The sequence below is a fragment of the Domibacillus tundrae genome, assembly GCF_000970675.1.
GTDB lineage: Bacteria > Bacillota > Bacilli > Bacillales > Domibacillaceae > Domibacillus > Domibacillus tundrae.
This window is the reverse complement of record NZ_LAJA01000004.1, coordinates 142,126-168,010: the sequence shown is the minus strand read 5'-3', so window position 1 is coordinate 168,010 and position 25,885 is coordinate 142,126. Positions and strand designations below refer to the sequence as shown.

Annotated in this window: 21 protein-coding genes and 6 pseudogenes; 8 read left to right on the top strand and 19 right to left on the bottom strand. The window is 41.3% G+C overall.

Features of this window, described 5'->3' with window-relative positions; all coding sequences use genetic code 11:
• Positions 1-146: 146 nt before the first annotated feature.
• From VQ00_RS18455 to VQ00_RS06215, 3 genes are all read left to right on the top strand, one after another.
• On the top strand, positions 147-287 hold the full coding sequence (locus VQ00_RS18455) for a hypothetical protein (RefSeq protein ID WP_156153982.1): 141 nt from the start codon (positions 147-149) through the stop codon (positions 285-287).
• Positions 288-811: 524 nt separating this feature from the next.
• The gene (locus tag VQ00_RS06220; protein ID WP_046179284.1) at positions 812-1,639 is read left to right on the top strand and encodes a protein-glutamine gamma-glutamyltransferase; all 828 of its coding nucleotides are present in this window, start codon (positions 812-814) and stop codon (positions 1,637-1,639) included.
• A 435-nt stretch (positions 1,640-2,074) separates the two neighbouring features.
• Positions 2,075-2,773 carry a DUF421 domain-containing protein gene (locus tag VQ00_RS06215; RefSeq protein ID WP_046179283.1) on the top strand — a complete coding sequence of 233 codons (699 nt, stop codon included), beginning with the start codon at positions 2,075-2,077 and terminating at the stop codon, positions 2,771-2,773.
• Between the two features lie 351 nt (positions 2,774-3,124).
• On the opposite strand, the pseudogene VQ00_RS06210 reads toward VQ00_RS06215, so the two are convergent.
• Positions 3,125-3,915 (bottom strand): annotated as a pseudogene (locus VQ00_RS06210) (phosphotransferase).
• Positions 3,908-4,248, bottom strand: a pseudogene (locus VQ00_RS19050) (IS1595 family transposase); the annotation flags it as partial. The pseudogenes VQ00_RS19050 and VQ00_RS06210, both read right to left, overlap by 8 nt.
• Before the next feature lie 191 nt (positions 4,249-4,439).
• Here VQ00_RS19050 and VQ00_RS19470 point away from each other — a divergent pair.
• Both VQ00_RS19470 and VQ00_RS06200 read left to right on the top strand, forming a co-directional pair.
• Positions 4,440-4,808, top strand: a complete 369-nt coding sequence (locus tag VQ00_RS19470; protein ID WP_046179338.1) for a DUF7674 family protein — start codon at positions 4,440-4,442, stop codon at positions 4,806-4,808.
• Positions 4,809-4,915: 107 nt separating this feature from the next.
• Entirely contained in the window at positions 4,916-5,596 is a 681-nt protein-coding gene (locus tag VQ00_RS06200; protein WP_046179282.1) for a DUF2711 family protein, read from the top strand.
• A gap of 384 nt (positions 5,597-5,980) precedes the next feature.
• Here the strand turns inward: VQ00_RS06200 and VQ00_RS06195 are convergent, their stop codons facing one another.
• The 10 genes and pseudogenes from VQ00_RS06195 to VQ00_RS06155 form a co-directional block, all read right to left on the bottom strand.
• Positions 5,981-7,156, bottom strand: coding sequence for a Gfo/Idh/MocA family protein (locus VQ00_RS06195; RefSeq protein ID WP_425388352.1), 1,176 nt, complete (start codon positions 7,154-7,156; stop codon positions 5,981-5,983).
• The gene (locus VQ00_RS06190; RefSeq protein ID WP_046179281.1) at positions 7,144-8,112 is read right to left on the bottom strand and encodes a sugar phosphate isomerase/epimerase family protein; all 969 of its coding nucleotides are present in this window, start codon (positions 8,110-8,112) and stop codon (positions 7,144-7,146) included. Before VQ00_RS06190 ends, VQ00_RS06195 begins: the two co-directional genes overlap by 13 nt.
• A 16-nt stretch (positions 8,113-8,128) precedes the next feature.
• Positions 8,129-8,959 (bottom strand): carbohydrate ABC transporter permease, encoded by an 831-nt coding sequence (locus tag VQ00_RS06185; RefSeq protein WP_046179280.1) that lies wholly within the window; start codon positions 8,957-8,959, stop codon positions 8,129-8,131.
• Entirely contained in the window at positions 8,956-9,888 is a 933-nt protein-coding gene (locus VQ00_RS06180; RefSeq protein ID WP_046179279.1) for a carbohydrate ABC transporter permease, read from the bottom strand. Before VQ00_RS06180 ends, VQ00_RS06185 begins: the two co-directional genes overlap by 4 nt.
• Before the next feature lie 48 nt (positions 9,889-9,936).
• The gene (locus tag VQ00_RS06175) at positions 9,937-11,190 is read right to left on the bottom strand and encodes an ABC transporter substrate-binding protein (RefSeq protein WP_046179278.1); all 1,254 of its coding nucleotides are present in this window, start codon (positions 11,188-11,190) and stop codon (positions 9,937-9,939) included.
• Positions 11,187-12,203 carry a Gfo/Idh/MocA family protein gene (locus VQ00_RS06170; protein ID WP_046179277.1) on the bottom strand — a complete coding sequence of 339 codons (1,017 nt, stop codon included), beginning with the start codon at positions 12,201-12,203 and terminating at the stop codon, positions 11,187-11,189. Before VQ00_RS06170 ends, VQ00_RS06175 begins: the two co-directional genes overlap by 4 nt.
• A gap of 212 nt (positions 12,204-12,415) precedes the next feature.
• Positions 12,416-13,450 carry a LacI family DNA-binding transcriptional regulator gene (locus VQ00_RS06165; RefSeq protein WP_046179276.1) on the bottom strand — a complete coding sequence of 345 codons (1,035 nt, stop codon included), beginning with the start codon at positions 13,448-13,450 and terminating at the stop codon, positions 12,416-12,418.
• 1,220 nt (positions 13,451-14,670) lie between these two features.
• Positions 14,671-14,986 (bottom strand): annotated as a pseudogene (locus VQ00_RS19335) (IS3 family transposase); the annotation flags it as partial.
• Positions 14,977-15,249, bottom strand: a pseudogene (locus VQ00_RS19035) (DUF4372 domain-containing protein); the annotation flags it as partial. The pseudogenes VQ00_RS19035 and VQ00_RS19335, both read right to left, overlap by 10 nt.
• 466 nt (positions 15,250-15,715) lie before the next feature.
• A complete protein-coding gene (locus VQ00_RS06155) occupies positions 15,716-16,354 on the bottom strand; it encodes an esterase/lipase family protein (protein WP_046179275.1) in 639 nt (212 codons plus the stop codon).
• Between the two features lie 245 nt (positions 16,355-16,599).
• Between VQ00_RS06155 and VQ00_RS17995 the strand changes: the two are divergent.
• Positions 16,600-17,644 (top strand): annotated as a pseudogene (locus VQ00_RS17995) (IS630 family transposase).
• Positions 17,645-17,725: 81 nt separating this feature from the next.
• Positions 17,726-18,688, top strand: a pseudogene (locus VQ00_RS06140) (tyrosine-type recombinase/integrase); the annotation flags it as partial.
• A gap of 119 nt (positions 18,689-18,807) precedes the next feature.
• On the opposite strand, the gene glnA reads toward VQ00_RS06140, so the two are convergent.
• The 3 genes from glnA to VQ00_RS06125 all read right to left on the bottom strand — a co-directional run bounded on the left by glnA (position 18,808) and on the right by VQ00_RS06125 (position 21,959).
• Complete coding sequence (gene glnA, locus VQ00_RS06135) at positions 18,808-20,142, bottom strand: type I glutamate--ammonia ligase (protein WP_046179273.1); 1,335 nt, start codon at positions 20,140-20,142, stop codon at positions 18,808-18,810.
• A 47-nt stretch (positions 20,143-20,189) separates the two neighbouring features.
• Positions 20,190-20,585 (bottom strand): MerR family transcriptional regulator, encoded by a 396-nt coding sequence (locus tag VQ00_RS06130; RefSeq protein WP_046179272.1) that lies wholly within the window; start codon positions 20,583-20,585, stop codon positions 20,190-20,192.
• Positions 20,586-20,696: 111 nt separating this feature from the next.
• Positions 20,697-21,959 carry a methionine gamma-lyase family protein gene (locus VQ00_RS06125; protein WP_046179334.1) on the bottom strand — a complete coding sequence of 421 codons (1,263 nt, stop codon included), beginning with the start codon at positions 21,957-21,959 and terminating at the stop codon, positions 20,697-20,699.
• Positions 21,960-22,108: 149 nt separating this feature from the next.
• Here VQ00_RS06125 and VQ00_RS06120 point away from each other — a divergent pair, with 149 nt between their 5' ends.
• On the top strand, positions 22,109-22,717 hold the full coding sequence (locus VQ00_RS06120; protein ID WP_256519623.1) for a trimeric intracellular cation channel family protein: 609 nt from the start codon (positions 22,109-22,111) through the stop codon (positions 22,715-22,717).
• A gap of 236 nt (positions 22,718-22,953) precedes the next feature.
• On the opposite strand, the gene VQ00_RS06115 is transcribed toward VQ00_RS06120, so the two are convergent.
• The 4 genes from VQ00_RS06115 to miaA form a co-directional block, all read right to left on the bottom strand.
• Complete coding sequence (locus VQ00_RS06115; RefSeq protein WP_046179271.1) at positions 22,954-23,589, bottom strand: TetR/AcrR family transcriptional regulator; 636 nt, start codon at positions 23,587-23,589, stop codon at positions 22,954-22,956.
• Positions 23,590-23,626: 37 nt separating this feature from the next.
• Positions 23,627-24,535: an AAA family ATPase gene (locus VQ00_RS06110; protein ID WP_046179270.1), complete on the bottom strand. Its 909-nt coding sequence runs from the start codon at positions 24,533-24,535 to the stop codon at positions 23,627-23,629.
• A gap of 77 nt (positions 24,536-24,612) precedes the next feature.
• Positions 24,613-24,846, bottom strand: coding sequence for an RNA chaperone Hfq (gene hfq, locus VQ00_RS06105; RefSeq protein ID WP_046179269.1), 234 nt, complete (start codon positions 24,844-24,846; stop codon positions 24,613-24,615).
• A 43-nt stretch (positions 24,847-24,889) separates the two neighbouring features.
• A complete protein-coding gene (gene miaA, locus VQ00_RS06100; RefSeq protein WP_046179268.1) occupies positions 24,890-25,831 on the bottom strand; it encodes a tRNA (adenosine(37)-N6)-dimethylallyltransferase MiaA in 942 nt (313 codons plus the stop codon).
• Positions 25,832-25,885: the final 54 nt, after the last annotated feature.

Below are 25,885 nucleotides of genomic sequence, written 5' to 3'. Positions count from 1 at the left end.
TGGTTCCACTTCATAGATTCCGTGGTCTTTATATTACGTGCAATGACCTACCGGAAAGAATAAAACACCTTTTTTATTTAAAAATGAAAAGTAAGGCGATGATAAGACTGTTCTAAAGAAAAAGAAAAGGACTAGAGATGTTGCGAATGAAATTTGGAGTGACGTATCAAACATCAAAACGAGTGGGAAGTTTGTATATGCCTGCTGGGCCAGATCGATACGACGGCAGCACATTGTCAACGTGCCACGGCATATTTATCAACCCATTACAAGAAATGTCGTTGTAGACCCAGGCTATCCAAGACGTTGCGGCCGTCCTTATTACTAATAGAGAAAGGTCATTCCCCCTTTTTACACGACTGTCTTCACTGCAATCGATTTTTTTACGTTAGAAAACCAATGTACTTGATTCTTTATATTTTACTAATAAATAGGAAGGCACTTTCATGGCTCTGTGTCAGCATTTGCCCTTTCACTTTTCTGATGGTGATACATACGGTATATAAGACTGCCTCATCGGTTAATTTTCGCTCCACGAATTCCTAAATTAAGTGGCCGTTGTGGTTTTAAAATAAAGTTGCGATGTTTATAAAAAATTCGTATCATTTTGAAGAAACTGGTGTTTTTATTCCTGCAACATTCTAAACTAATTGTGAAGCTATAAGAATTAACAATACAAGTTCCTCGAGAAACCGAACAGGGTTTAACCCCAAAAAAAGATGGGCTTTTTTATTTTGAAGAGCTACACCTTAAAACGATGCTTGAATATGCTAAGTAATAATGCAAATTAATGCTTGAAAAGAGGTATATGATGATTCAACTATCGGGGAGGCCCTTTCAGCAAAGTGACATGTGGCCGTCTGGCAGCATTGAAAGGATAATCATTCAACGGATGAATGAAGATACAGCCGTTTACTCGTATCAATCCATAGGTGAACTATCGTTTGAGCTTGCGTTACGAAAAAACATCATAATGAGCGCAAGAACCATGAATCAAAGCCATGTACGGTTTGCAGACTTTGCGAATTCTCGCTGCAACCCTCAATACTGGAATTTGACGCGTACCGGTGGATTCCTGCTGCGGCAAGATGTAAAACCATCAGACGCCATTCGAGATATCTACAAGAACAGTTCACAGTATGCGTTTGAATGTGCAGCGGCAAAGGTCATTATCTATTATCATGCGGTCCTAAACCTAATAGGGGAATCCTTATTTAATCAATTATTTCAAAACATCTATTTATACAGCTGGCACGCGGATCCTGACCTCGGAGTAAGAGCAGCTTATACAAGGCATTTTTTGCCCGGGGATGTCGTCTATTTTAATAATCCGGACTTCGATCCGAAGACTCCTTATTGGAGAGGCGAAAATGCTGTTGTTCTAGGGGATGGCACGTATTTCGGACATGGGCTAGGAATAAGGACAGCTGAACAAATGATTCATGCGCTGAACCAAACGAGAAGGCCGGGGTCAAATCAGCCAGCCTATCTGACAAATGTAGTGGCGAGGCCATCTTTCAAGCATTTAGCAAAACTTTCGATGTCACAGCCCGTTTATTCGATTCATAAACCTCAGCATATGGTTGTCCAGCATAATGAAAGCTCGATTCCATTTGATCGGTATGTGTCCTATTTTTAATCACCAGCTTAAACGCATCGGGTGAACATAAAATTCAATCAAAGTATTGCTGGAAACGTTAATTTATCGATAAATAAAAGAACTTGTTTTGAAAAAAGATTGATGAGAACAAGATGATCCCAAGATATTCTAGAAAAAGAGGCTGCAAACACCGAGGGCACTGAAAAAGTCTATTTAGTAATAATTAAGTCAGGCATTCGATAATGAAACCATCGAGTGCCTGACTCTTTTGTTTATAATGAACTCAATACATACAGGCGGTGTCCCCAATGATATCAAACAGACAGGAAAGTTTTGAATACGTATAATTTAATACTATTAGCACTCCACATACATAGCTAATATACGCAGAAAAGCCGAGATTTTTTCTCGGCTTTTTTCGAGTAAGTATTTTTTCCGTTGAAGGAAACAATATAGTAAAAAGGAGGGATAGAATTGGGGGTTACAGAAATAATCATTAGAACGTTTTTGTCATTTCTCATTTTATTAAGCCTAACGAGGATTATGGAAAGAAAAGAGATTTCAGAAATGACGTTCTTCAACTTTGCTTCTGCCATTGCGATCGGTTCTATAGCGGGAAATCTTGCTTTCAATCAACATTTAAGCATTCTGAATGGGATTATCTCATTAATTGGATGGAGTTTATTAACGCTCTTATCGGGACGGATTGTCATAAAATCGAAAAAAGTACGAAAAGTCATCGAGGGGGAACCCCTTGTTGTGATCAAAAACGGCAAGATAATGGAAAAACCACTTCGCAAGGTTAGTTTGGATGTAGATGCGCTAACAGCATTACTGAGACAAAAAAATATTTTTTCAATTAAGGAAGTCGAATATGCTATTTTTGAAATTAATGGTAAATTGTCCATTATGAAAAAAGACCATAAACAACTCGTCACAACAGGTGACATGAATATTGTAAATTCGCAAAAGAAACTTTTGCCCACAATAACAGGAGTAGTATCAGATGGAGTGATTAACACAAGCAATTTGGAAAAGCTTAACCTTGACACAGAGTGGTTAAATAAGCAACTAATGCAAGCAGGAATTAAAACCATTTCAGACGTCTTTTATGCTGAAGTTCAACCAGATAATACGCTCTATATAGACCATAAAAACGACAATCGGTATTAAAAAATGAATGGATAAAATTGATGAACATAAAAAAACTGCCAAGATTTTCTCAACAGTCTGAAGCCGAGTTTTTTCTCGGCTTCAGACTGTAGACAAACTCGAATGAATTCGAGATTGCCTGCAGTCTTTTTGTTTTTTACAATAGAAAAATGCAATACTAAATCTTGCTTTATTCCATAAATCGTGTTCCTAAAACTCCAGTTTTCCGTTGGAATTTTTGTTTCATGAGTTTTTTTAAAATAAAGGCTATGTTAAATAATATTGTTGATTTTAGAACAAAATTAAGGGAACTTCCTTGTTTGGAAGTTCCCTTCCCTCTACCATTAAAGCCCTTTTTAATGGTAGAAAGATTTAAATCCAGTCATTCCTATGCTCAGAAATGAATTTAATATCATTTTGATAATGTTCAAGATGACCTTCATTTATCATCTTTTGAAAAGCAAGATCACCTTCACTCGCTCTTCTTATAATTGTTTTACATAATCCTTCTAGTCGCAGCAACACCATTTCTATATAATTTTCTGCAAACCCTTGACCGTAAGAATCAAAAAACAGTTTAACTCTGTTTTTAATACGGTAAGTATCTTGAAATGAATCATAAAAAACTTTTTCACCTGTTTCATTAAGATAAAATCTACTTAATGGAACACAAGGTAAAGAGTATAAGCTATGTCCCAAAGTCGTGGGCCAGGTGCAGCTACATCAAAATCAATAACACCTACTGGGCTTTCAGCGTGAAAAACAATGTTGTATATTGCAAAGTCGTTATGGCATAATACCTCCGCAGGTTGTGGGGTATTATCTAATGATTGCCAACTTTCATCAAATGAAAAGTCGCTTACAGAATCATGATAGAGGCGGAGCATTTTCGCAATTTCCTGTAAGACATCATCTGACCACATATATTTTTTTAAAGGGTAATTACCAGCTTCTCCTTCGATGAAGGATAAAATTTCTCTTCCTTTTTCATCGATACCAAGGTATTTAGGGGCATAATCGTATCCTTTGTTATCAAGATGTTTTAACAGTGCATGAATTTTTATGCTATTTGGCTTTAATTCTCGTCTAACTGTATTACCTGACCTATATACTTCTGAGACGTTGCCACCAGCTAACAATTCCTCATTTGAACGATTAGGCATATATGCACCTCCTTTTCTTGAGTAATGCAGGTTCCAATCTGGAAAATTCTGATAACATCAGTGTATCATAGGTTGAGAACAAACAACTATCTATATCATTTTACTCACAATCGCACCGTGGTTTCGATGCTAATGCCATCAAGAAATTGGAACCAACTCAAATAATGGTCGAGATACTTGGTTGCCACGCTATTGAATCGGTCAATCCAGCATTTGAGGCGGCTGTAATAACTATTCACTATGCTGAATGCGACAAATCTCTTTTACACGCTCATATCCATCCGACTTGAAGCGATAATGTTCCAATCCTTTTCTACTTTCATATTTTAAAAACTAGAGATGTTCGGTTATAAACTCACAACATTATACAACCGCCAAAACTCCTAGCATTTAATACGATTCCACGAAAAACATCTTGAACGCTTTCATTCAAAACCCGATTTGACATGTTATGATGGTTAACTTACTATCCACCCTCTCCTGTTCTTGTGGGTATTAAAGTACAAACCTTACTAACTCCAGTGATGTCACTCCTTCTTAAATGGTGTCCTTCCTATCAAGCTCGATGGGATCATTATATTCACAATAGTTATGTACCTGGAGAAGTACATTTACTTTATATCGACCTAGCTGATTTCTCTAACCATATTGTAGTTTTATATAAACAAAACCAAACAAATGAGTTTCCAGCCGTGTTTAATGTCATTGAATTACTGCATACAAATGGTGATGATGCTGTTCGAGAAGCAGCTACAATTGGATTGTTGGAGGATATGCAAAATAAATTACTTGATAATGAAATGGATATGGAGGCCTTTAAGCAGTTTTTAAAGAATGATTCGTTAAAGTGGTGGAACCACCTAAATGAGTTTTGGGATGGTAACATTAATTAAGCAGGTGGTTCAGAAATGAAGAGTGCCAAACTAGTCTTGGCTTAGCAGCTTAACAATCTACATTATTTTGTTTAGCCAGAAATGATGATTTAGAAAGGAGTAAAAAATTGTTAGACTATATTCATTTAGATACTGATGTTCCTGTTTTAAGCCAGCTTCCTTCACCTTTTATGTCTGCTGCCTTTTTGCTCCATCCATTTGTTCAAATGCCTCCTGGCTGGGAACAGGCAAAGCGAAAACATCCATCACATCATATTTATCCAAGTGATGGGGAAATCCTGCAGCTGGGCACTCCTGTTTCATGGGAAAACATGATGAAGCAAAGCGGTTTAGCTACGTTTAAAGAAGTCGCCATTGCTTTATCCAATGTTTGGCTTCACAAGAAGTATGCAAAACCACATTTAGCTAAAAAGCTAAATGCTATCTTTCAACAGAACTTATATGGTCCGATGGAGGATACGATATCCATTTTTTTAATAGAAGACGTTTTAAACGTTCTGGTATCTAAAGGGTCTGAATGGTTCTATTATGTGGATCCAATTGAAGAAAAGAAAGAAAAAATGAGAATTAATAATGTGTCTCCAGTAGAAGTAACTTGTCTAGCAACGTGCGAAATACTGCTTGTAGATGAAAATCGTGAATTTGCTTTCATGAGTGAATACGATGCTTATACAACGTTGCTTCTATCGAAAGAAGACAATATCCATACCCTTATTCAGGAATACGGCTGGGAAGCGGTGATTTGTGATAATGAAACGACTCCTGCTTGGTTTTTGCCTAAAGAATGATCTATCCTCTTTTCACAAGAGACAGTATTTATGCAGTGTTGACTAAACGTGCCAGTTTTGACTTCTACGTAATAGTCCATGAAAATGTTCACTGGCTAATCCATGCCACAGATGAAAAGACGATTTTACGGTATAGAAGCCTTCTTCAACTGGATGGCAAACAGTTAAAGAAATTAAACCACTTCCGTAAAGGTTGTAATTTAGTTGCGTTAGTCTGAAAGAATAAGATGGAACGCCGTAGGCTCATGTACGGTGTGGAGTAGGGGGATAACTTCAAAGCCTTACCTATTGCTATAAGATGTTCAAATTGATATCAGTTACACCTGTAACTATCTTTAATTAATAAAAGAGCTGCTTTATACAGCAGCTCTCATTTTGTGGTCTCTAAATAAATGCTTTAATAGACTGCCATTGATTCGTTTTAGAAGAAGCTTCGATTGCGTTTAAAGTAGCTTGATTGATATGTCCGTCTTTAAAGTTAGGAGATGGAACCGTGGAATCAGCTAGTCCCTGCATCAGCTCAGCTACTAAGTTATGAAAAGTGTGTTCATATCCAATAATGTGAGCAGATGGCCAATACACTTCACCATATGGATGTACTTCTTCTGTTACGTTAATGGTTTTGTATCCTTGAAAAGACGGATCATCTTCCGTGAAATACACCTGCAATTCATTCAATTGTTCCGCGTTCCATTTAATTGACCCTTTTTCACCATTGATTTCAAATTGGTTGGAGTTGCGATTTCCTCCCGCAAAACGAGTCGCTTCAAACGTGCCAAACGCTCCATTTTCAAAGGAAGCAATAACAACCACCGCATCATCTACTTCTACTTTTCTTTTATCCGTTAAAGAAGCCTTGCCGCTTAATCCTGAACTTTCGGCAACAGCCGGACGGTCTGTTACAAAGGTTTTTAACCGGGCAGACACTTCTTCGATTTCGCCAACTAAAAACCGTGCCAAATCCAGACTATGAGCAGCTAGATCTCCAAGTGCGCCTGAGCCGCATACCGACTTTTCGAGCCTCCAGACAAGAGGAAAGTCCGGGTCCATGATCCAATCCTGCAAATAGAGAGCCCGTATATGATTGACTTTACCGATTTTCCCATCAGTTATCATTTTTTTTGCCAGCTGGACGGCCGGAGCAAAACGATAATTAAAATTCACCATATGGATAACATTGTTTTTTTCAACCGCTTCAAGCATTCGTCTTGATTCTTCTATCGTCATCGCCAGCGGCTTTTCACAGTATACATGTTTCCCTGCTTCCGCAGCCGCGATGGCAATTTCGGCATGCCTATTGTTCGGTGTCACAATATCGATTAAATCAATATCCTCCCGTTCAATGAGCTTCCTCCAGTCTGTTTCCCAGCTATTCCAGCCCATTTTTTCTGCAGCGCTTTTTACACCTTCTTCATTCCTCCCGCAAATCGCCTGCTTAATCGGCTTAACAGGCAAATCAAAGAAGAACGGGGCGTTTTGATAAGCGTTGGAATGAGCTTTTCCCATGAACTTGTAGCCAACCATCCCAATTCTGACTTCTTTTTGATTTATGCCCACCATAGATCTTTAGCTCCTTCGTGGATAATCATTCCCTGCAAAAAGTCGACCGCTTTCGTAAAGCCTTCATCGATGCTCATCAAGCCATCCTCATGCTCGATGCTGATCGCCCCTTCATAGCCAATCACCTGCAACGCGCTGATGATATCCCGCCATTCTCCTTCACCATGACCATATCCAACAGTCCGGAATACCCAGGAGCGGCTGTTGATATCTTTATAGCTTTTTGTGTCCAAGACGCCATTTAACTCACAATTACGGCTTTCAATTTGTGTATCTTTTGCATGGAAATGGAATAATGCATTTTCCTGCCCCAGTGCTTTAATCGCTTGAACAGGATTCATACCCTGCCAGAAATAATGACTAGGGTCGAAATTAACGCCAATCTGTTCCCCGCACTCTTTTCTTAAACGAAGAGCCGTTTCCGTGTTATACACACAAAAGCCCGGATGCGGCTCGATAGCTGCTTTCACCCCATAATATTCCAAAAGCATCGCTTGCTCTTTCCAGTACGGAATCACTTTCTCCCGCCATTGCCATTCGACAACCTCTGAGAAATCATTTGGCCACGGACATGTAATCCAGACCGGGTGCTTCGAATAATCTGATTCACCCGGGCAGCCAGAAAAATTAACAACAGTATCAACACCCAGTTTAGCCGCTAATTTCACCGCATTCACAAACTTCTCATGATGATCCTTAGCAATCTCTGGATTGGGATGCAGCGGATTGCCATGGCAGCTTAAGGCGCTGATGGAAATGTCGCGATCATCAAATGCTTGTTTAAATGCACGGCATTTTTCATCATCAGCTAGCAACTCTTCTGGCTTACAGTGGGCATCGCCTATATAGCCACCTGCGCCAATTTCTACCGTGTGAATTCCTTTTTCTTTGATATGATCCAGCATATCCTCCAGTGATAAATCAGAAAATAAAACAGCAAATACACCTAGCTTCATTTGATCAGCTCCCTTGTTATTTTTCTGCGCCAGCCGTAATGCCGCTGACAATATACTTTTGTAAAAATAAAAATGCAATAAGAATGGGTGCGGCAGCGATCGTTGATACAGCCATCAAGTTGTCCCACTGCGTTCCGTATTGACCAATAAATTTCGTCAGTCCCATTGTCAGCGGACGAATTTTTTCATCCGTAGCCAGAGTTAGGGCAAAGATCAAATCACCCCAGGCAAATAAAAAGCTAAATGTGCTGACAGTCAGTACAACCGGTTTTGTCAGCGGCAGGATAATCCGGAAAAACGCCGTAAAACGATTGCATCCGTCAATAACCGCTGCTTCTTCCAGCCCTTTTGGAATCGACAGGAAAAACGGCCGCATAATCACAATGGCAAATGGCAAAGCCGATGTCGTGTTGCCGACAATTAAAGCCAAATAGCTGTTCAGTAAACCAATTTTGCTGAACAAAATGTAAAGCGGCATTGCCATCATAATGCCCGGGATCATTTGCGTTACAAGCAAAACCAGAAGCAAAATATTTCCCCACTTTAACTTAAAACGCGCCAGCGCATATGCACATGGTATAGCCAGCACCAATGTTAATAATGCTGTTCCTAATGCTACAATCAACGAATTTCGAATATACGGAAACAGGCTTCTATCTTCGATCAGGTTTTTTACATACGCATCGAATTGAATTGTTTCAGGAATGATCATCGGAGGCGTAGCAAACACGTCTTGGATCGGTTTCACAGACGTAACGATCATCCAATAAATCGGAAAGAGGAAAATCATCGTAATGATGATCGCCATCACAAGCAGCATATATTGCTTTATGGAGTATTTTCTCATTCTGCTTCCTCCTTCCGGATCATCATTAAATATACAAGCGCAATGCATAACAAAATGACTAAAATAATTGTTGCAACCGCTCCGCTTGCGCCGAAGTTGAAGTTCACAAACGCGAGCTCATAGCCGTAGAAAGGAAGCACCTGTGTCGCATTTACCGGTCCACCGCCCGTCATGATCAAGATAATGTCGAACACCTTGAACGTGTAAATAATCCCGAGCACTAAAATGATTAAAAGAGCCGGCCTCAATAGCGGCATTGTAACGTTTGAAAATGTCTGCAACTTACTGGCTCCATCTACCTTCGCTGCTTCATACACATCACTTGGCAGCGCTTGCATTGCTGCTAAAATCAAAATCATATTAAATGGAATCCCGACCCATGTGTTTGTGATGATCACGGCGGCAAGAGCCGTGCTTTCCTGCCCGAGCCAGTTGATCGGATTGTCAATGAGATGAAGTGACGTCAGCAAGTAGTTGATCACCCCATAATCTACATCAAACAGCCACTTGAAAAGAGTTCCTGTAATGACAAGCGGTGTCATCCATGCAAGAAGCATAATTGAGCGGAAAAAATTTCTAAATGGGAAATCTTGATTTAAAAACACCGCAAGCAAATAGCCAATGATTACTTGAAAAAAAATACAGCTAAATGTGTAAATAATAGTGTTTTTCAACGCAATCACAAACTTTTCTGTCTGCACGATTTCAATATAATTTTGCAGCCCGATAAAGCTTCCGCCCTGTCGCAAATTCATCAACGTTAAATCCTGAAAACTGACAATAATGTTGTAAACAATCGGGTACACCATAAACAAAAGAACAAACAGTGCAGCTGGAATAACAAACAAATATTGTGACAGGCTTTTCGTAAAATACCGCTTTCTTATCGAATTCTTTGCGATTGTTGATTTTGCCATTGATCCATTCATGAAAACATCCTCCTAAAAATAGGAGAGACAAATATCTCTCCTATCATATTAAGGAAGCAGCGGCTCGATTTTCGCGGCTGTATCTTCCATCACTTTGTCTACGTCTTCACCCGTCATGGCACGCTGGATCGCTTCTTGTACATTCGTCGAGATTTCTGGGTATTTCGTTCCGTACGCTCTCGGTTTTGCTGTTTTCAGCTGTTCCATAAAGACCTTCATATTTTCATCTTTAGCCCAACTGTAGGAATTATCAGATGCTACATCTTCCCGGCTTGGAAGACGGCCTCCAAGTTCATGCATCGGTCCAAGAACGTCTGGCTTTTGCGTCCACTTAATAAAATCCCACGCGGCGTCTTTCACTTCAGAGGATTCTGTAATGGCCCAATTTTCGCCACCTAAAATGGATGCTGATCCCGCCTCGCCGGCCGGCATTAGAAAGACACCCCAATTTATGTCCTTTGACTGCTCCATCAACATTGGGATTTGCCACGGTCCATTTTCCATCATGGCCACTTTTTTCGTTTGAAATTGGACAAGGACATCAGATTGATCCCAGTTAATCATATTCGATGAAAGAACACCTTTGTCCACCATTTGCTGCACGTGAGACATAGCGGATTTAGCTTCGCTGCTGTCAAAGGAATCCAGATCTGCTCCTGTCTGCCATAAATAAGGAAGGAATTGGAATGTGCCCTCTTCACTTTTTTTGCCTGACATCGCAAATCCTTTTACATCGCCTGTGGTCAGCTTCTTCGCTGCTTCATTGAACTCTTCCCACGTTTTTGGTGTCTCTGTAATACCGGCTGCTTCAAACATATCTTTGTTGTAATAAATCGCCAGTGCATTACTGTTATTCGGAATGCCGTAATATTTTCCATCCAGCATGGCAGAAGCCATCGGGCCTTCAAAGTACTTGTCTGCTTCTCCCCACTCTTCTACTTTATCTGTAATATCTGCAAACACACCTGCCTGCGAAAATGACTGGTGATCCGGGTTGTCAATTACCACGATATCAGGCAAATCTCCGGCCCCAACGCCTTGAAGCAATTTCGTTTTCATATCCGCAAACGGCATATACGTCCGCTCAAATTTAACCTTTGGATTGTCTTCCATGTATTTTTCCATTAAGGCGATCTGCTCGCGATCACTGGAAGTATCCGGCGCTAAGTAATCCCAAATTTTAATGGTTACTTGGCCATTATCCGCTGAACCACTCTCATCTGCTCCTGAATCAGAGGAACCACATGCACTCAGTACCAGCATCAAAGACAAGAAAATCATGAAAAACATTTTTTTGTTCATTTGGACGCCTCCATTTGTTTCAAGTATTGTTCCATTACAATTTCATTTGATGTTTGAATGGATTCCACTGCTGCTCCAACAATGCCAAAACTGTTTAAATTGTCATCAAGGCTTGTTACAGGCTCCCTATTTTCCTCAAGTGCTTTCACCATCTCATAAAGAGAATACTCACGATCTACCCGCTCCATCTCCGGCAAAGAAAGTAACGTCTTTTGGCCATTACTGCTTACAAAGGCTGGCACATCGTTCGTCAGTTCAATGACACCCTTTTGGCCGTGTAGCTTAATATCACCATTCCATGATGTTTCAGGACCACTGGTGACCCAGCTAGCAAAGTAGTTTACCAGTGTATCTTCAAACGTCATCGTGACACTCGCGGTCGGATTTCCTTTAAACCAACTCCAAGAAGGCCGCTTGCTTTTGGCGTAAACCGTGCTGGCATTTTTGCCAAGCAAATACCTCATCAAATCAAAATGGTGAATGCTCATGTCCTCGATCACAATTTCTTTATAGTGGTCCCGCCATCCTCCAAAGTTCGTCGCCCGTCGGAACACCCACTCCACGTACTCGATTGGTCCGGCAATTTGCTTTTCTACTGCTTTTTTAAGAGCCTGTATTTCCGGTCTCCACCGGTAGTTTTGGCTGATCATCACCCGCTGCGGATATTTTTTTGCTATGATCTGCAACTCGATTGCATCCTCGATTGTCTGCGCAATGGGCTTTTCCATAAACACATGTAAACCAGCTTCCAGTGCATCGACCGCTACCTGTTTATGTGTTTGGGGCGGCGTAACAATAATTGCGATGTCCGCCTCCAGTGCTCGAAACGCGTCAGCATACTGTTCGAAGTATTGTACCTTATCGTCTTTTAAAACTTCGTTCGCTTTCTCATGATTTTCCGGAACAAGGTCGGCTACACCGACGAGTTCGATTCCGGAAGACTTACTGATTACTTCCAGCCAAGAAAGACCAAATCCCCCAGCGCCAACTTGTATTACCCTTACATTTTTCATTCATCCATCACCCCTCTAAATTTTCAGAATATTGATTTACGTTAATCATTTTTAGCTAAAATTAATAAAGAAAGAGCAAACTTCTTTCTTTTATAGCTTTTTGTAAGCGCTTTACTTTTTTTCATCTTAATAGACAAAATGATGTACGTCAATCATTTTTTTAATTTTTTAATTAATTATATTTAAGAAAGGGTGTCTTCTGCCCTTCTTTTTTATCGATGCAAATAATATTTTGCATTTGTTTTTGTCACAATTTCCAGTTTTACAATTGTATCTTTTTCAGCTCCCTTATCTCCTGAATGCAAATAATCAAACACTTTTTTTACAGCCGTCGCTGCCTGTGAAGATGGATCCTGACAAATAGTCGCTTGAATGACATTCTGCTGTAAATGCTCATGGATAGTCTCACTAATGTCATGGCCAACAATAAACGGTGGGCGTGGCATAGAACATTCCTTAAAAAATGTGCCTGCTTCTCCCAAAATACCATTGGCAATATATACTCCATCTGCTCCAACAAAAACCTGTGTGTTTGTAAACAATAAAGGATTCGTATAAGAGCTGACCACCGGTAGCGTAATAATTTCTACATCAAGATGATGGTCCTGAAAATATGCTCGAAAACCGCGTTCTTTTCGGATCATTTGAAACATTTCTTCATCTTCTCGAACAATAACTACTTTTTTTAGCTCTTTTGAAAACATGGAAATAAGTTCCGCTGCCAAATAGCCGGCGTCATAATAATCACTTCCGACAAATGAAATCCGCTGGCTTTCTGGAACATCATTATTCAGAGAAAAAACGGGAATGCCGCGATTTATGGCTTTATTGATGGAGGCAATGAATGGTTTAGAATCGTAGGGAGTAATTACAATCGCGTCATACTCATTTTCTTCGATGACGTTTTCAAAATAAGCAATCTGAATCTTCTGTTCAGTAGATGAAACACGGGCTACCTCTACTTTGAATCCGAAATCCTCAAACAGCAAAGCCGTCTTCCGTATCTCTCTCTCTATCTCTCCCCAAAAGTAATCCGGAATAACCTGCAGAATAAATAATACCGTCATCGTTTTTTGAGTAGATAAAAATTTAGCAGCTTTATTTGGCTTATATCCCATTTCCTCTGCTTTTAACTTCACTTTTCGTATTGTTTTCTGGCTGACGCCTTTGCGGTTATTTAACACTCGGTCTACTGTTGCGGTGGAAATGTCAAGCTCTTCTGCAATCATCTTTGCTGTGACCTTCATCAAATTCACCTTCCTTATAGATTAAAATAAATCAAATTAATTTAAATGTACATTAAAAAAGTATTTTGGGTGGATTACCTTCTTCAATTCCAAGTTGCTTTGTCATCATATTATCTTTTGTACTTTTCTCTAGAAGCTCTATTTTGCTCTTCAGTTTACTCTTCGCCTCGTTTCCTTACCCATACTTCGTCCGTTCGGTATTCACAAAGTAGCCTGACGCCATTTGAGGCTGCTTTCGACTCATAGATATCTATACTTTCTTTTCCCATCCAATTAATATATCTAATTGAATAATAGAGTGGCTTCTTTCTTACTCTTGAATAGTTTACTTTCATTTTACTAACCGGTTACACAAATGTGCTCCTTTACAATATCCGTAAAATTTTTACTAATTTTGTTTTTCATAAATTATTCTGCTTCTTTTATTTTTATCATTGTTTCACTCTCTGCTTTTATTTATTGGTCAAATGCTCTCCTACATTATTTATAACACCAAATTAGATCTTAATTAATCAACAGTTCGTTTTCATATAGCGTACCACAAACCAATACGGATTTTATCAACATTAGACTTTAACAGAGACAGCCATGCTAATAAGATTCGCACCATGGCGCATGAAAAAACGTCTTTTTGGAAGGATATTTTCAGGGTAGCCTTAAAATAAAAAGAGTGTCTAAAACTTTTGAGTTTTAGACAGAACAAAAAAGCTAGAAAATACTTTCAAGCATTGAATCGAAAAAATATCAAAATCAAAAAAAGACAAGATAAAGCTGAGCAGCATTTTCTTGTCTTTTTTTAATTTTATTACACATTAAAAAGAGAAAAGTTACGATCATAATTATTTAAGCAAAGGAATAATTCACGATCCTTTACGTACCACTTACGATTTTTATTTTTAAGAATCATAAAATTTAGTAGTGTTTGTAATACACACCTGACTCTTCGGGGGGATAGAACCACGATCACCATATTTGCTAATGATTCTCATATATAAATCACTTGCTTGGATACCATCAATCCCTAAATCATTAAGTTTACTAATAACTTGCACGACTTCTTTTAAGAAGAGATTAGATTCAACTAGTAATATGAAACGGTATTGATTTCTTTGACTAGGAGAAAGTTTAACCATTTCTCTATAAAAAAGGATCAGTTTCTCATTTGATATTTCCGACAGTGGATTGTCAATACTAAATCAGACAGCTTTTTTAAGGGACGATCATTTGTATTCAATCGGGCTTACATAGCCTAGTGTTCCATGAATTCGCAGCTTGTTAAACCAGTTAACATAATCACTGAATTCAAGCGTAAGGTGCTCCAGGCTATCAAACTTCATTTGGCTGACAAACTCTGTTTTGATAATTTTAAACGTGGCTTCTGCCACGGTCAGTATGAAACATCTGGATGTCTCGCAGATCACCTTGAATGGAAGAAAAAGCCCGTGCGACAAGGCTTGCATCTTTGTTTGGTCCCGTGCTGAAGCCAATAATTTCGCGGTTAAAGAGATCGACAAAGATACATACGTAATGCCATTTAATCGCCGTGACAGCTGAGAAATACTAATCGAATCAAGATCGATTTGCTTTTGAAGCTGGTCATCGAAAAGACAGTCACTGAGCGCATGAAGGCTTTCGATTTCTTGCAGCTGCGCAAAAATCAGTAATTTTAGAAATGACTCTGTCGTTAATTTTTTCGTATAGAAATCTAATTTCTTGGTTTTTACCTGTACTTCAAAAACGCTCAAATTTATGGAGGAAAACCATTGTCCAAATGAAGTTTTTCGTGTAATCTTGTCCATGAGTGTTGTCCTTTATTAGTGGATTTGGACGGGTTACCACCTGACTTATCCGTTATAAAGGGCTTTTTCTTTGCACAAAACAAAATTATTGAAGTTTTTGAGTCTTTTTAATATTGAAATTTAATTAATGCAACACTAGTGCAAAAAAAGGACAAGAAAAAGAAGACTGTTGAGACTTTCTCAACAGTCTGGATTTCTGCTGAAAGCAGAAATTCTGTGTAATGTAACTCTTCACTCCGATCATATCTCGCTTCTGTCATATTTTCCATTTTAACTTGACGGGAAATTTAAAATAGGGACTCCCTTCAATTCGGTCAGTCCCTATTACGTTAAATGCTGCATGTTTATAGATTATTGTTATTCGTTCTGGCTTCGATTATCATTCTAGTAAAGCATTAGGCGGTCTGTGCTTACTATTCCAGTTTGTAATTGTTAAAAAAACTAAGTTCAAGATAAGAATCTTTTGTTAATTTGAATTTTCCCCTCCGCCATTCAATCCTTCTTTAATCAGCTCGTTGACTTTACTGTTCATGAGCATTGAAAGGTGGTCTGCACCGCTGATTTGAACGTTTTTCGCTCCCTGAAGGGGTGAAAGCCAATTGTTCACCACATAGTCGTTGGTGCTGTAAATCGAAGTATAAAGAATTTTATGGGTAGGATCAGTACCCACTGGAGCTTTCGATGTTACCATTTTGTTTGGAGAGCCAAACGTGACGACATCGTTCACCTTGCTTCCGCCACCATTGAGAATATAAGTCAGGGCATTCGGGCCTCCCATGCTGTGTCCAACAATATCAACCTTGCTCTTTCCTGTTTTCTTTAACACTTCATCTACATAAGAAGCAAGCTGTTTTGCATTATTTTGATTATTACCAGATTTATCGTTCATTTCAATAGCATACAGTTCATTATCGGACCAGCCTTGTTTTTTCAGGTAATTTTCAATGCCGTAAAAGCTTGTGCCGATACCGCCTGCACCGTGAATGAAGATAACTGGATCATGGCTAGTTGTCTGTGCTTTGGAACTAGAAGGCTGCATAGTAACAGCAGAAAAAGTAATGGTCATACCTGCAATTAGGGAAAGTAGCAATTTCTTCTTTTTCATAATTTCCCTCCTAATGTGTTTGACTGCTTTCTTGCTACTTTAATTGTTATACATTTTGGAGGGAGAAACAACCGGCAATTTTTTCTAACCCTAGTTACCTTCTAGTATTTAACAGGCAGATAAGAGAAAAACTCCTTCCCCTTAAGAAGGCAAGAAAAAAATCTGATAAAACTATATAAGTTGAACTAGGCATTTTCCTTGTAAAAATTTCGGGTATATTACAAGTAAAACGCCCGAAAGGATGAATGGCCATGATACATGATGAATCCGTTCGCGAACTGCAGGAAGCGATGAAAGCAGCGAAAGACCGGCGTGACTTTGAGCGGTGCCAGGCGGTTTTCCTGTCCCTTTCCGGCTATCCCCATAAGGAGATTGCCATGATGATCGGCCGGTGCAGTCATTCAGTCAGCCACTATGTCAAGGCGTATAGGCAGAGTGGGCTGGATGGGCTAAAAAGAGCCACCCCGCTAGGCAAAGCCTTCCGGCTAACGGTGGAACAAAGAAAAATCCTCAAGGAAACGGTCGCGTACAAGACACCGGACGAAGTGGGCTTTCCCTCTCGCTTTAACTGGACACTGTCGCTGGCCGCCCAGTTTATCCATCGGGAGTGGGCGAATCCTACACCCAGAAGGGTGTCTCGAAGCTCCTTCATTCCCTTGGGCTGAGCTACACGCGCCCAACCTACACTATGAAAAAGGCGGACCCTGAAAAACAGCATCACTTTCAGAGAGAGACCTTTCCAAATCTAAAAAAAAGCTGATCGATGGCGCCATTGACCATCTTCTCTTTGAAGATGAATCGATGACCCGGGACTACCAGGCAATCGGGCGTACCTGGTTCCTCAAAGGAAAGCAGCGCCTCATCCCAACGTATGGCCAGCACAAGGGCGTCAAGCTGATCGGCAAGCTTCATTATGAAACGGGCGAAATCCTTTGCGCGGAGGAAGAATCATATGACGCTGAAGCGTTTCTTCGCTTTCTCCATACGGTGCTGGCTCACTATCCAGCTGGGCGGATTGTGCTGGATAATGCTCGGATTCACCATGCCAAGCTGATTCAGCCGTTTCTTGAACAACACAAAAGCCGGCTGCAGCTTGTGTTTCTGCCGCCTTACAGCCCGCAGCTCAATCTAATGGAAGGCGTCTGGAAGTGGCTGGAAGAAATGGTGATTCAGAATGTCTTCTTCGGCAGTGTCCAGAAAATTGTGATAGCTGTCCGCGCCTTTCTTCGCTACGCAGGCGACCACCCTGACGAAGTGATCGACCGGCTATGTGTGAGTCAACTTATATAGCAATAAATCCATGACCAGACTTGGTCATTCGGATGATCAAATAGCGGAAAATGTGTACATCCATGTAATGATAAAGTATACACTCTGAAATCGTTCTTGACTAACTGGCTGATGGAATACAAGAAAGATTCAGTCCGTAAAAATACGTATCTTGTACATGAACGCAATATTCGAAACCATCTTCTTCCCTATTTCCAGAGTATCCTGCTAAAAGATTTAAAGCCCATTATGTATCAGAAGTTTTTGAATCATCTAACCGGGAAAGGCTACAGCAAACGAACTGTGGAAATTGTACATGGAACAATGTATAACGCCATGAGTAAAGCGGTTATTCTGGGCATTTTGCAGAAAAATCCCTGCTTGGGTGCAACTGCTAAAGGCAAGGAAAAGCAAAAAGAAATCCAGTTCATTGATTCATCTGACATTCCGGCCTTTTTACATGCATCTTACCAGGATAACTATCTTTACTGGCTCTTTTTTATGGTGCTTATTGAAACCGGGATGCGTAAAGGAGAAGCCGCTGCCCTTCAATGGACAGACGTTGATTTAAAAGGAAAAACTATTTCCGTTAATAAGACGCTGGACTTTGATCCGAAAGAAGATGAAGAATTATTTGGAGATACAAAAACGCATAAGTCGAAACGAATCATCACCATCAGCCAATCTTTGACCAATGCTCTTCAATTTCATTTAAAATACCAGAATCAAAATAAACTGGCATTGAAAGATTTCTATCACCATGACTTAAATCTCGTTCTGTGCCGTAATGTTGGAAATGTGATGCCCAAGTCCACTCTCTTTAATTCCTTTGCCCGGATATTGAAAAAAGCAGACCTTCCCCGACTTTCTATCCATTCGTTGCGTCATACTCACGTAGTTCTTTTACTGGAATCTGGCGCTGACATGAAATATATACAGGAACGCCTTGGTCACGGGAGTATGGGTATTACAGCAGATGTGTACTCTCACATTTCGAAAAAGCTGGAACAGGGGAATTTGAAAAGGTATGAGGATTATTCCGAACAGCTTTTTAAAAGAAAATAATATCTTGTGGGTGTTTTGTGGGTGCGGGGTTTTCCGCACTCATTTTTCATGTCTATTACCCACATTTTAAAACATAGAAAAAACCCCTTGAAGCCATACGGCTCAAGGGGTTGAGTTTCTTAGTACATTGACATGTATTGCTCGCGCTCCCAAGGGTGTACTTGAGTGCGGAACATATCCCATTCAATTTCTTTTGCTTCGATAAAGTGCTCAAGGATGTGCTCACCAAGCGCGTTTTTGATTGTATCACTTTTCTTCAATACATCAAGTGCGATTGACAAGTTTGATGGAAGATCGCGGACGCCTTCTGCTTCGCGCTCTTCTTTGTCCATTGCATAGATGTTGCGGTCAACTGGCGCTGGTGGAGCCAGTTCGTTTTTGATTCCGTCAAGACCTGCTGCTAAAAGAACAGCCATTGCAAGGTACGGATTCGCTGCTGGATCAACAGAACGTACTTCTACACGTGTGCTTAGACCGCGTGATGCCGGGATGCGGATTAGCGGGCTGCGGTTTTGGCCAGACCATGCAACGTAGCAAGGTGCTTCGTAGCCAGGAACAAGGCGTTTGTACGAGTTAACAGTCGGGTTACAGATTGCTGTGAACGCTTCTGCGTTTTTCACGATACCTGCGATAAACTGGTAAGCCGTTTCACTTAGTTTCAATTCGCCGCTTTCATCAAAGAATGAGTTTTTGCCCTCTTTGAATAGAGACAAGTTCATGTGCATACCAGAACCGTTTACGCCGAACAATGGTTTTGGCATAAATGTTGCGTGCAAGCCGTGCTTACGGGCGATTGTTTTAACAACTAGTTTAAATGTTTGGATGTTGTCACAAGCTGTAATAGCGTCCGCGTATTTAAAGTCGATTTCATGCTGGCCTGGCGCTACTTCGTGGTGAGATGCTTCGATTTCAAAGCCCATTTCTTCAAGCTCAAGCACGATATCGCGGCGGCAGTTTTCGCCTAGGTCAGTTGGTGCAAGGTCAAAGTATCCGCCATTATCGTTTAGTTCAAGGGTTGGTTCGCCGTTTGCATCCAATTTAAACAAGAAGAATTCAGGCTCAGGCCCAAGATTGAAATCTGTGAAGCCCAATTCTTTCATTTCGCCAAGAACACGCTTCAAGTTCGCACGAGGGTCACCTGGGAACGGCTCTCCTTCAGGAGTGTAGATATCACAAATAAGACGCGCCACTTTCCCTTTTTCAGCAGTCCAAGGGAAAACAACCCAAGTGTCAAGATCCGGATAAAGATTCATGTCTGATTCTTCAATGCGTACAAATCCTTCGATTGAAGAGCCGTCAAACATCATTTTGTTGTCCAGCGCTTTGTCAAGCTGGCTCACCGGGATCTCTACGTTTTTGATTGTGCCAAGAATGTCTGTGAACTGAAGACGAATATATTTTACGTCTTGTTCTTTTGCTAATCGCTGAATGTCTTCACGTGTGTACTTACCCATTTGTTATCCATTCCTCCTCAAATATGTAAACCTTGTATGGCAAAAGATTAGTGGAAAAATCGCCGGTCCATTCCTGGTGAGCGATTGAAGCGTCCCGCATTGATTAACTCTTTGCGAAGCAGCTTGCGAAGCTCCTCGTCGGTGAACTCTTTTTTCAATTTCACGCCACTATCTTTTGTTTCTAATTCAATTTCCTGCGATTCGTCTTTCAGCAGGATTTTTTTAATCCCGGCCATATTGATGCCCTGATCAAGAAGATCTTTCACTTCAAGCAGTCGATCAATATCGTTCAATGAATAGAGACGCCGGTTTCCATCAGAACGATCCGGGGTAATTAAATGATGCTGCTCATAATAGCGAATTTGCCTTGCAGATAAATCGGTTAATTTCATAACTGTTCCCATCGGAAAAAGCGGCATGGTCCGGCGTATTTGGCTGCTCATGTTTTCCCCTCCTTATTATCATCTGATACACTAACTATAAATCATGTTATTTCATTTGTCAACACCATGTAATGTTTTATCACACTGATTTATTTATTATTTAAAAGTTTGTCAGATTTTTTTGGATTCGATTAAATAGTCAATGGCGCTCGTTACGGCAATTTTTACGTGTGCATAGGTGAGGCCGCCCTGTATGTAAGCTGCATAAGGCGGACGCAGCGGACCGTCTGCTGTCAGCTCAATACTCGCGCCTTGAATAAATGTGCCGGCTGCCATAATAACATCGTCTTCATACCCGGGCATATACGCAGGCTGTGGCGTTACATGCGAGTTGACAGGTGAGGCGAATTGAATCGCCTGGCAAAACGACACCATTTTGTCGCGGTCCTCGAACTGTACCGCTTGAATTAAGTCTGTGCGCGGCTCGTCCCACGCAGGTGTTGTTTTCAGGCCGAATTGTTCAAGCATGGCGGCAGTAAAAACGGCCCCTTTTAAGCTTTGCGCAACCACGTGCGGAGCAAGAAATAACCCTTGATACATTTCCTGAAGGCTATATAAACTTGCCCCTGCTTCTGCACCAATTCCAGGTGACGTCATACGATACGAACAGCTTTCGACATGCTCTTTTTTGCCCGCAATGTAGCCGCCTGTTTTTGCAATGCCGCCGCCAGGATTTTTAATAAGCGACCCAGCAATTAAATCGGCGCCGATATGAAGCGGCTCTTCCCTCTCCACGAATTCTCCGTAGCAATTATCAACAAAAACAACGGCGTCCGGCTTGATATCCTTTACAAATGAAATCATTTCCCTTATTTCGTCTATTGTAAACGACGGACGCACCGCGTATCCTTTTGAACGCTGAATGGCGATCATTTTTGTTTTTTTGTTTATACTGCTTCGGATTTCATCAAAATCCGGGCGCCCGTTTTCGTTTAAGTCAACATGCTTGTACGAAATGCCGAAGTCACGAAGCGAGCCGTTTGATGGACCGCTAATGCCGATAATTTCATCTAATGTATCATACGGCTTTCCTGTAATATACAGCAGTTCATCGCCGGGGCGCAAAATGCCGAACAGCGAGATGGTAATGGCGTGTGTACCGGAAATAATCTGCGGCCGCACTAAGGCACTTTCGCCGCCAAACACATCAGCATACACGTTTTCCAGCGTTTCTCTTCCGGCATCGTCATAGCCGTATCCGGTTGACGGCGTAAAGTGAAAATCGCTTACTTGGTTTTTTTGAAAGCTTTGCAGTACACGGAATTGATTGTATTCCGCCATTTCGTCAATTTTCTGGTGGACACCGGTAATTTTCACTTCTGCCTCAGCCGCTTTTTCGCGAATGATGGCGCCGTTTTTCAATAAGTCAAACATGCTTGTCATGAGCTGGTTCCTACTTTCTTCTTCACTAGTTTTATCATAGCAAAATCCTGGTTTTCTTGAAAGAAAAAGTAGCTGCCAAAACATGAATCGTTTATAATAATATCCGAACATTAAACATTTTGGATGAAGGAAGGTTCGGAATGGACATTACGTGGGATATTTTTACGGTAATTGGCACGATCGCGTTTGCGATTTCGGGCGCGATCGTCGCAATGGAAGAAGAATATGATTTGTTTGGCATATATATTTTAGGCATGATTACCGCATTTGGCGGCGGGGCGATCCGGAATTTACTTATTGGCGTTCCGGTCTCGGCTTTGTGGGAGCAAGGGGATTTTTTTACGATTGCGGCTCTTTCAATTACAGCTGTCATTTTATTTCCGCAAAATCTCCTTCGCCATTGGCCGGTCTGGGGGAACTTTTTTGATGCGATCGGTCTTGCCGCTTTTGCGGTGCAGGGCGCTTTATATGCGGCGGGCATGAATCATCCGCTCAGTGCGGTTGTCGTGGCAGCAGTTTTAACTGGAAGCGGCGGCGGGCTCGTCCGTGACGTGCTGGCGCAGCGGAAACCGGCTTTACTTCGCGATGAGGTGTATGGAGTATGGGCGGCGCTTGCCGGGTTGATTATTGCCATTGGAGGGGCCCAGACGCCAGCTCAGCTTATTATTTTGTTTATGTTTATTACCGTGCTTCGAATTCTTTCTTATAAATATGGCTGGCATTTGCCAAAGAGAAGAGTTAAGTTTTAACGACCCACTCGCCATCTGGCGGGTGTTTTTTGTATAATGTCCAGCTCCAGACGCCATCAGCTCGATGTCTCACAGGATGTGAGTCACAAAGCCGTTGCAGCAGGACGCTGCGTTCTTAGACTTTGCTCTAAGCCAAGCCCTTCTGGAGGCAAAAAGCGCCTCCGCCAGGGCTCGTCTTATGCTTGTCGCTGATAAACAGGCACCTTCTGCTTTTTTAATAAAAAAAAGAAACCGCCTTATTGGACGGGTTCTGTTTTCAAGAGGAACATGTCGCCTTTCCCTGCTTTCATGGCTTCTTCGGTTAAAAGGGAATGCAGCATCATGTCGTTAAAAACACGGGCAATGTCTTCGATAGTCAATTCGCCTTCTTTTTTAAACCATTTGTACATCCAGTTGATCATCCCCATAATGGCCATTGTAGAGATTTGGGCCGGCACCTCAGGACGAAAATCACCATTTTCCTGGCCTTCCCGAATAATTTGCAGAAGAAGCTGGCGGTACTGTTCACGTTTTTCATTAATTTGTATCTCAAAATCACCTTTTAAATACGTGCTTTCCTGATAAAACACCGTAATATGCGATTTATATAAATCGAATATTTTCGTAAATGACGTGATAATGCCACACATTCTTGAAACGGGATCCGTCTCCTTTTCGTACGATTCCTTCGCTTTATTCAGCAAATAAGAAATAAATACGTCATGTATATGATACAGCAGTTCATCTTTTGATCGGAAATTATGATAAAATCCGCCTTTTGATGTGCCGCATTCATCAACGATCTGATCAACGGTCACTCCATGATAGCCGTGCTTTTCAAACATGATTAAAGCGGTTTCAATGATTCTTTCCTTGACGGGCTTTTTTTTCATCTTCATCATCCTTTTCGACATTTTACCATATGTGTCTTTATTCTGACAATTGAAAATCTTCTCCTTTCAGCATTTTAAGCTCTTTTTTTGAATGAGCAGATTGCTTCATCAGCCGGATCGCCTGCCGGCGGGCCGCTTTTTCGATTAATGTCCGGATGTTCCGCCCGTTTGCGAAGCGAAATCCCCCCAGTTTCTTTTCCTGCTCAATCCTAGCCAGTAATACGTTCCTGCCTTCCCGGTCAATTTCATAGTTTTTTTCAGTAGCAATCACGTCTGCAATTTCAAGCAATTCGCTCGTCGTGTAGTCGGGAAAATGGTGAATAATCGGAAACCTGGACTGGAGTCCTGGATTCATTGATAAAAAGTGAGCCATTTCCCGCGGGTATCCAGCTAATATGAGGATGAAGCTGTTCTGATGATCTTCCATTTGCTTAACGAGCGTGTCGATCGCTTCTTTTCCAAAGTCTTTTTCTCCGCCGCGTGCAAGGGAATATGCTTCATCGATAAACAAGACACCGCCAAGTGACTTTTTTATGAGATCGCGCGTTTTTTGCGCCGTGTGGCCAATATATTCCCCGACAAGGTCCGCCCGTTCTGCTTCGATAAAATGACCTTTTTCCAATAAACCGAGCCGCTTAAACATCGATGCAAAGAGCCGTGCAGCCGTGGTTTTACCGGTGCCGGGATTTCCGGTAAACAGCATATGCAGCATTTGCCCCTTTGTATCAATACCGGCTTCCATCCGCTTTTTGCTTATATATGCAGCTGCATACAATTCTCTTATAAGTGTTTTTAAACCGGCGAGACCGATTAAGGTTTCTATTTCTTCTTCGATTGTGCGGAGAAGACCGTGCTCCGGATGATCCGGCCAGCCTGCCGCTGGTGCTGGCTTTTCTTTTGGATTCAGGACGACATGAATACGGCCTTCTTTGTTTGTCTGCTTCATGTGACGCCCTCCTTTATAGAAAAAGATATGCGCACGCACAAAAAAAAGACCCGCTGTGAGCGGATCTTCGTTGTTTCTTATTCTTGTTCGTCAAAGTTTAAGCTGACGCTGCGTTGAGGAGCAAATGTCGAAATGGCATGTTTGAACACAAGCTGCTGTTTCCCGTCTGTTTCCACGAGAACGGTAAAATTGTCAAACCCCTTAATGAGGCCGCGCAATTGAAATCCATTCAATAAAAATACAGTAACCATTGTGCTTTCTTTACGCAGCTGGTTCAAAAATTGGTCTTGAATATTAATCGGCTGTTTCATGCTTCGTTCCTCCTCTTTCTATCTGAATCCATTATTACTAATTCTACCTCAGATTCAGCTTTCCTGCCAACAGCGAGCAAATTTGTTGTTTTTTTTCATCTCGTGTAGATTCATCGGTTACATCAAACCAGTTGATATCCATTTTATTGCGGAACCAAGTCAGCTGACGTTTAGCGTAGCGGCGAGAATTTTGTTTTAATATGTCTACTCCTTCTTCAAGCGGCTGCTCGCCGCGCAAATATGGAAACAGCTCCTTGTAGCCAATCGCCTGAACAGCCGGTGCATTCACTAAATTCGTCTCATACAGCCATTTCGCTTCGTTTAAAAGCCCTGCCTTCATCATCAAATCGACACGGCGGTTAATGCGATCGTACAATACTGCCCGTTCCATCGAGAGACCGATCATCACATTGTCGTATTTTTCATCAGGTATTTCCGAGTTTTTTCGTTTAGACGCAGGCTCGCCGGTTGTCCGGTAAATTTCAAGCGCGCGAATCGTCCGGCGTACATTGTTCGGATGAAACGAAGCAGCCATTGCCGGATCTACTTTTCTCAATTGTTCATGCAGCGCGTCAGCACCCATTTTCTCCGCTTCCGCTTCAAGTTCTTTTCGAATCGTATGATCTATGCCATCTTCAGCAAATTGGTAATCATACAAAACGGATTGAATGTAAAGACCCGTGCCGCCGCAAATAATCGGCAGCTTGCCGCGCGCATTGATATCAGCGATCTTTTCACGGGCAAGCTGCTGGAATTCAGCGGCAGAAAAAGATTCATCCGGATTTTTAATATTAATTAAATGATGCGGCACACCGTTCATTTCTTCTTTCGTCACTTTCGCGGTTCCAATAGAGAGGCCGCGGTAAATCTGCATGGAATCCCCACTGATCACTTCGCCGTTAAATTCTTTTGCGAGATAAATGCTTAAATCCGTTTTTCCGGATGCTGTCGGGCCAATGACGACAGCCACTTTGTCTTTCTTCACTTTGTTTCACAGCCTTTTACGTATAAGTATCCTTATTATAGCGGATACCGGCCG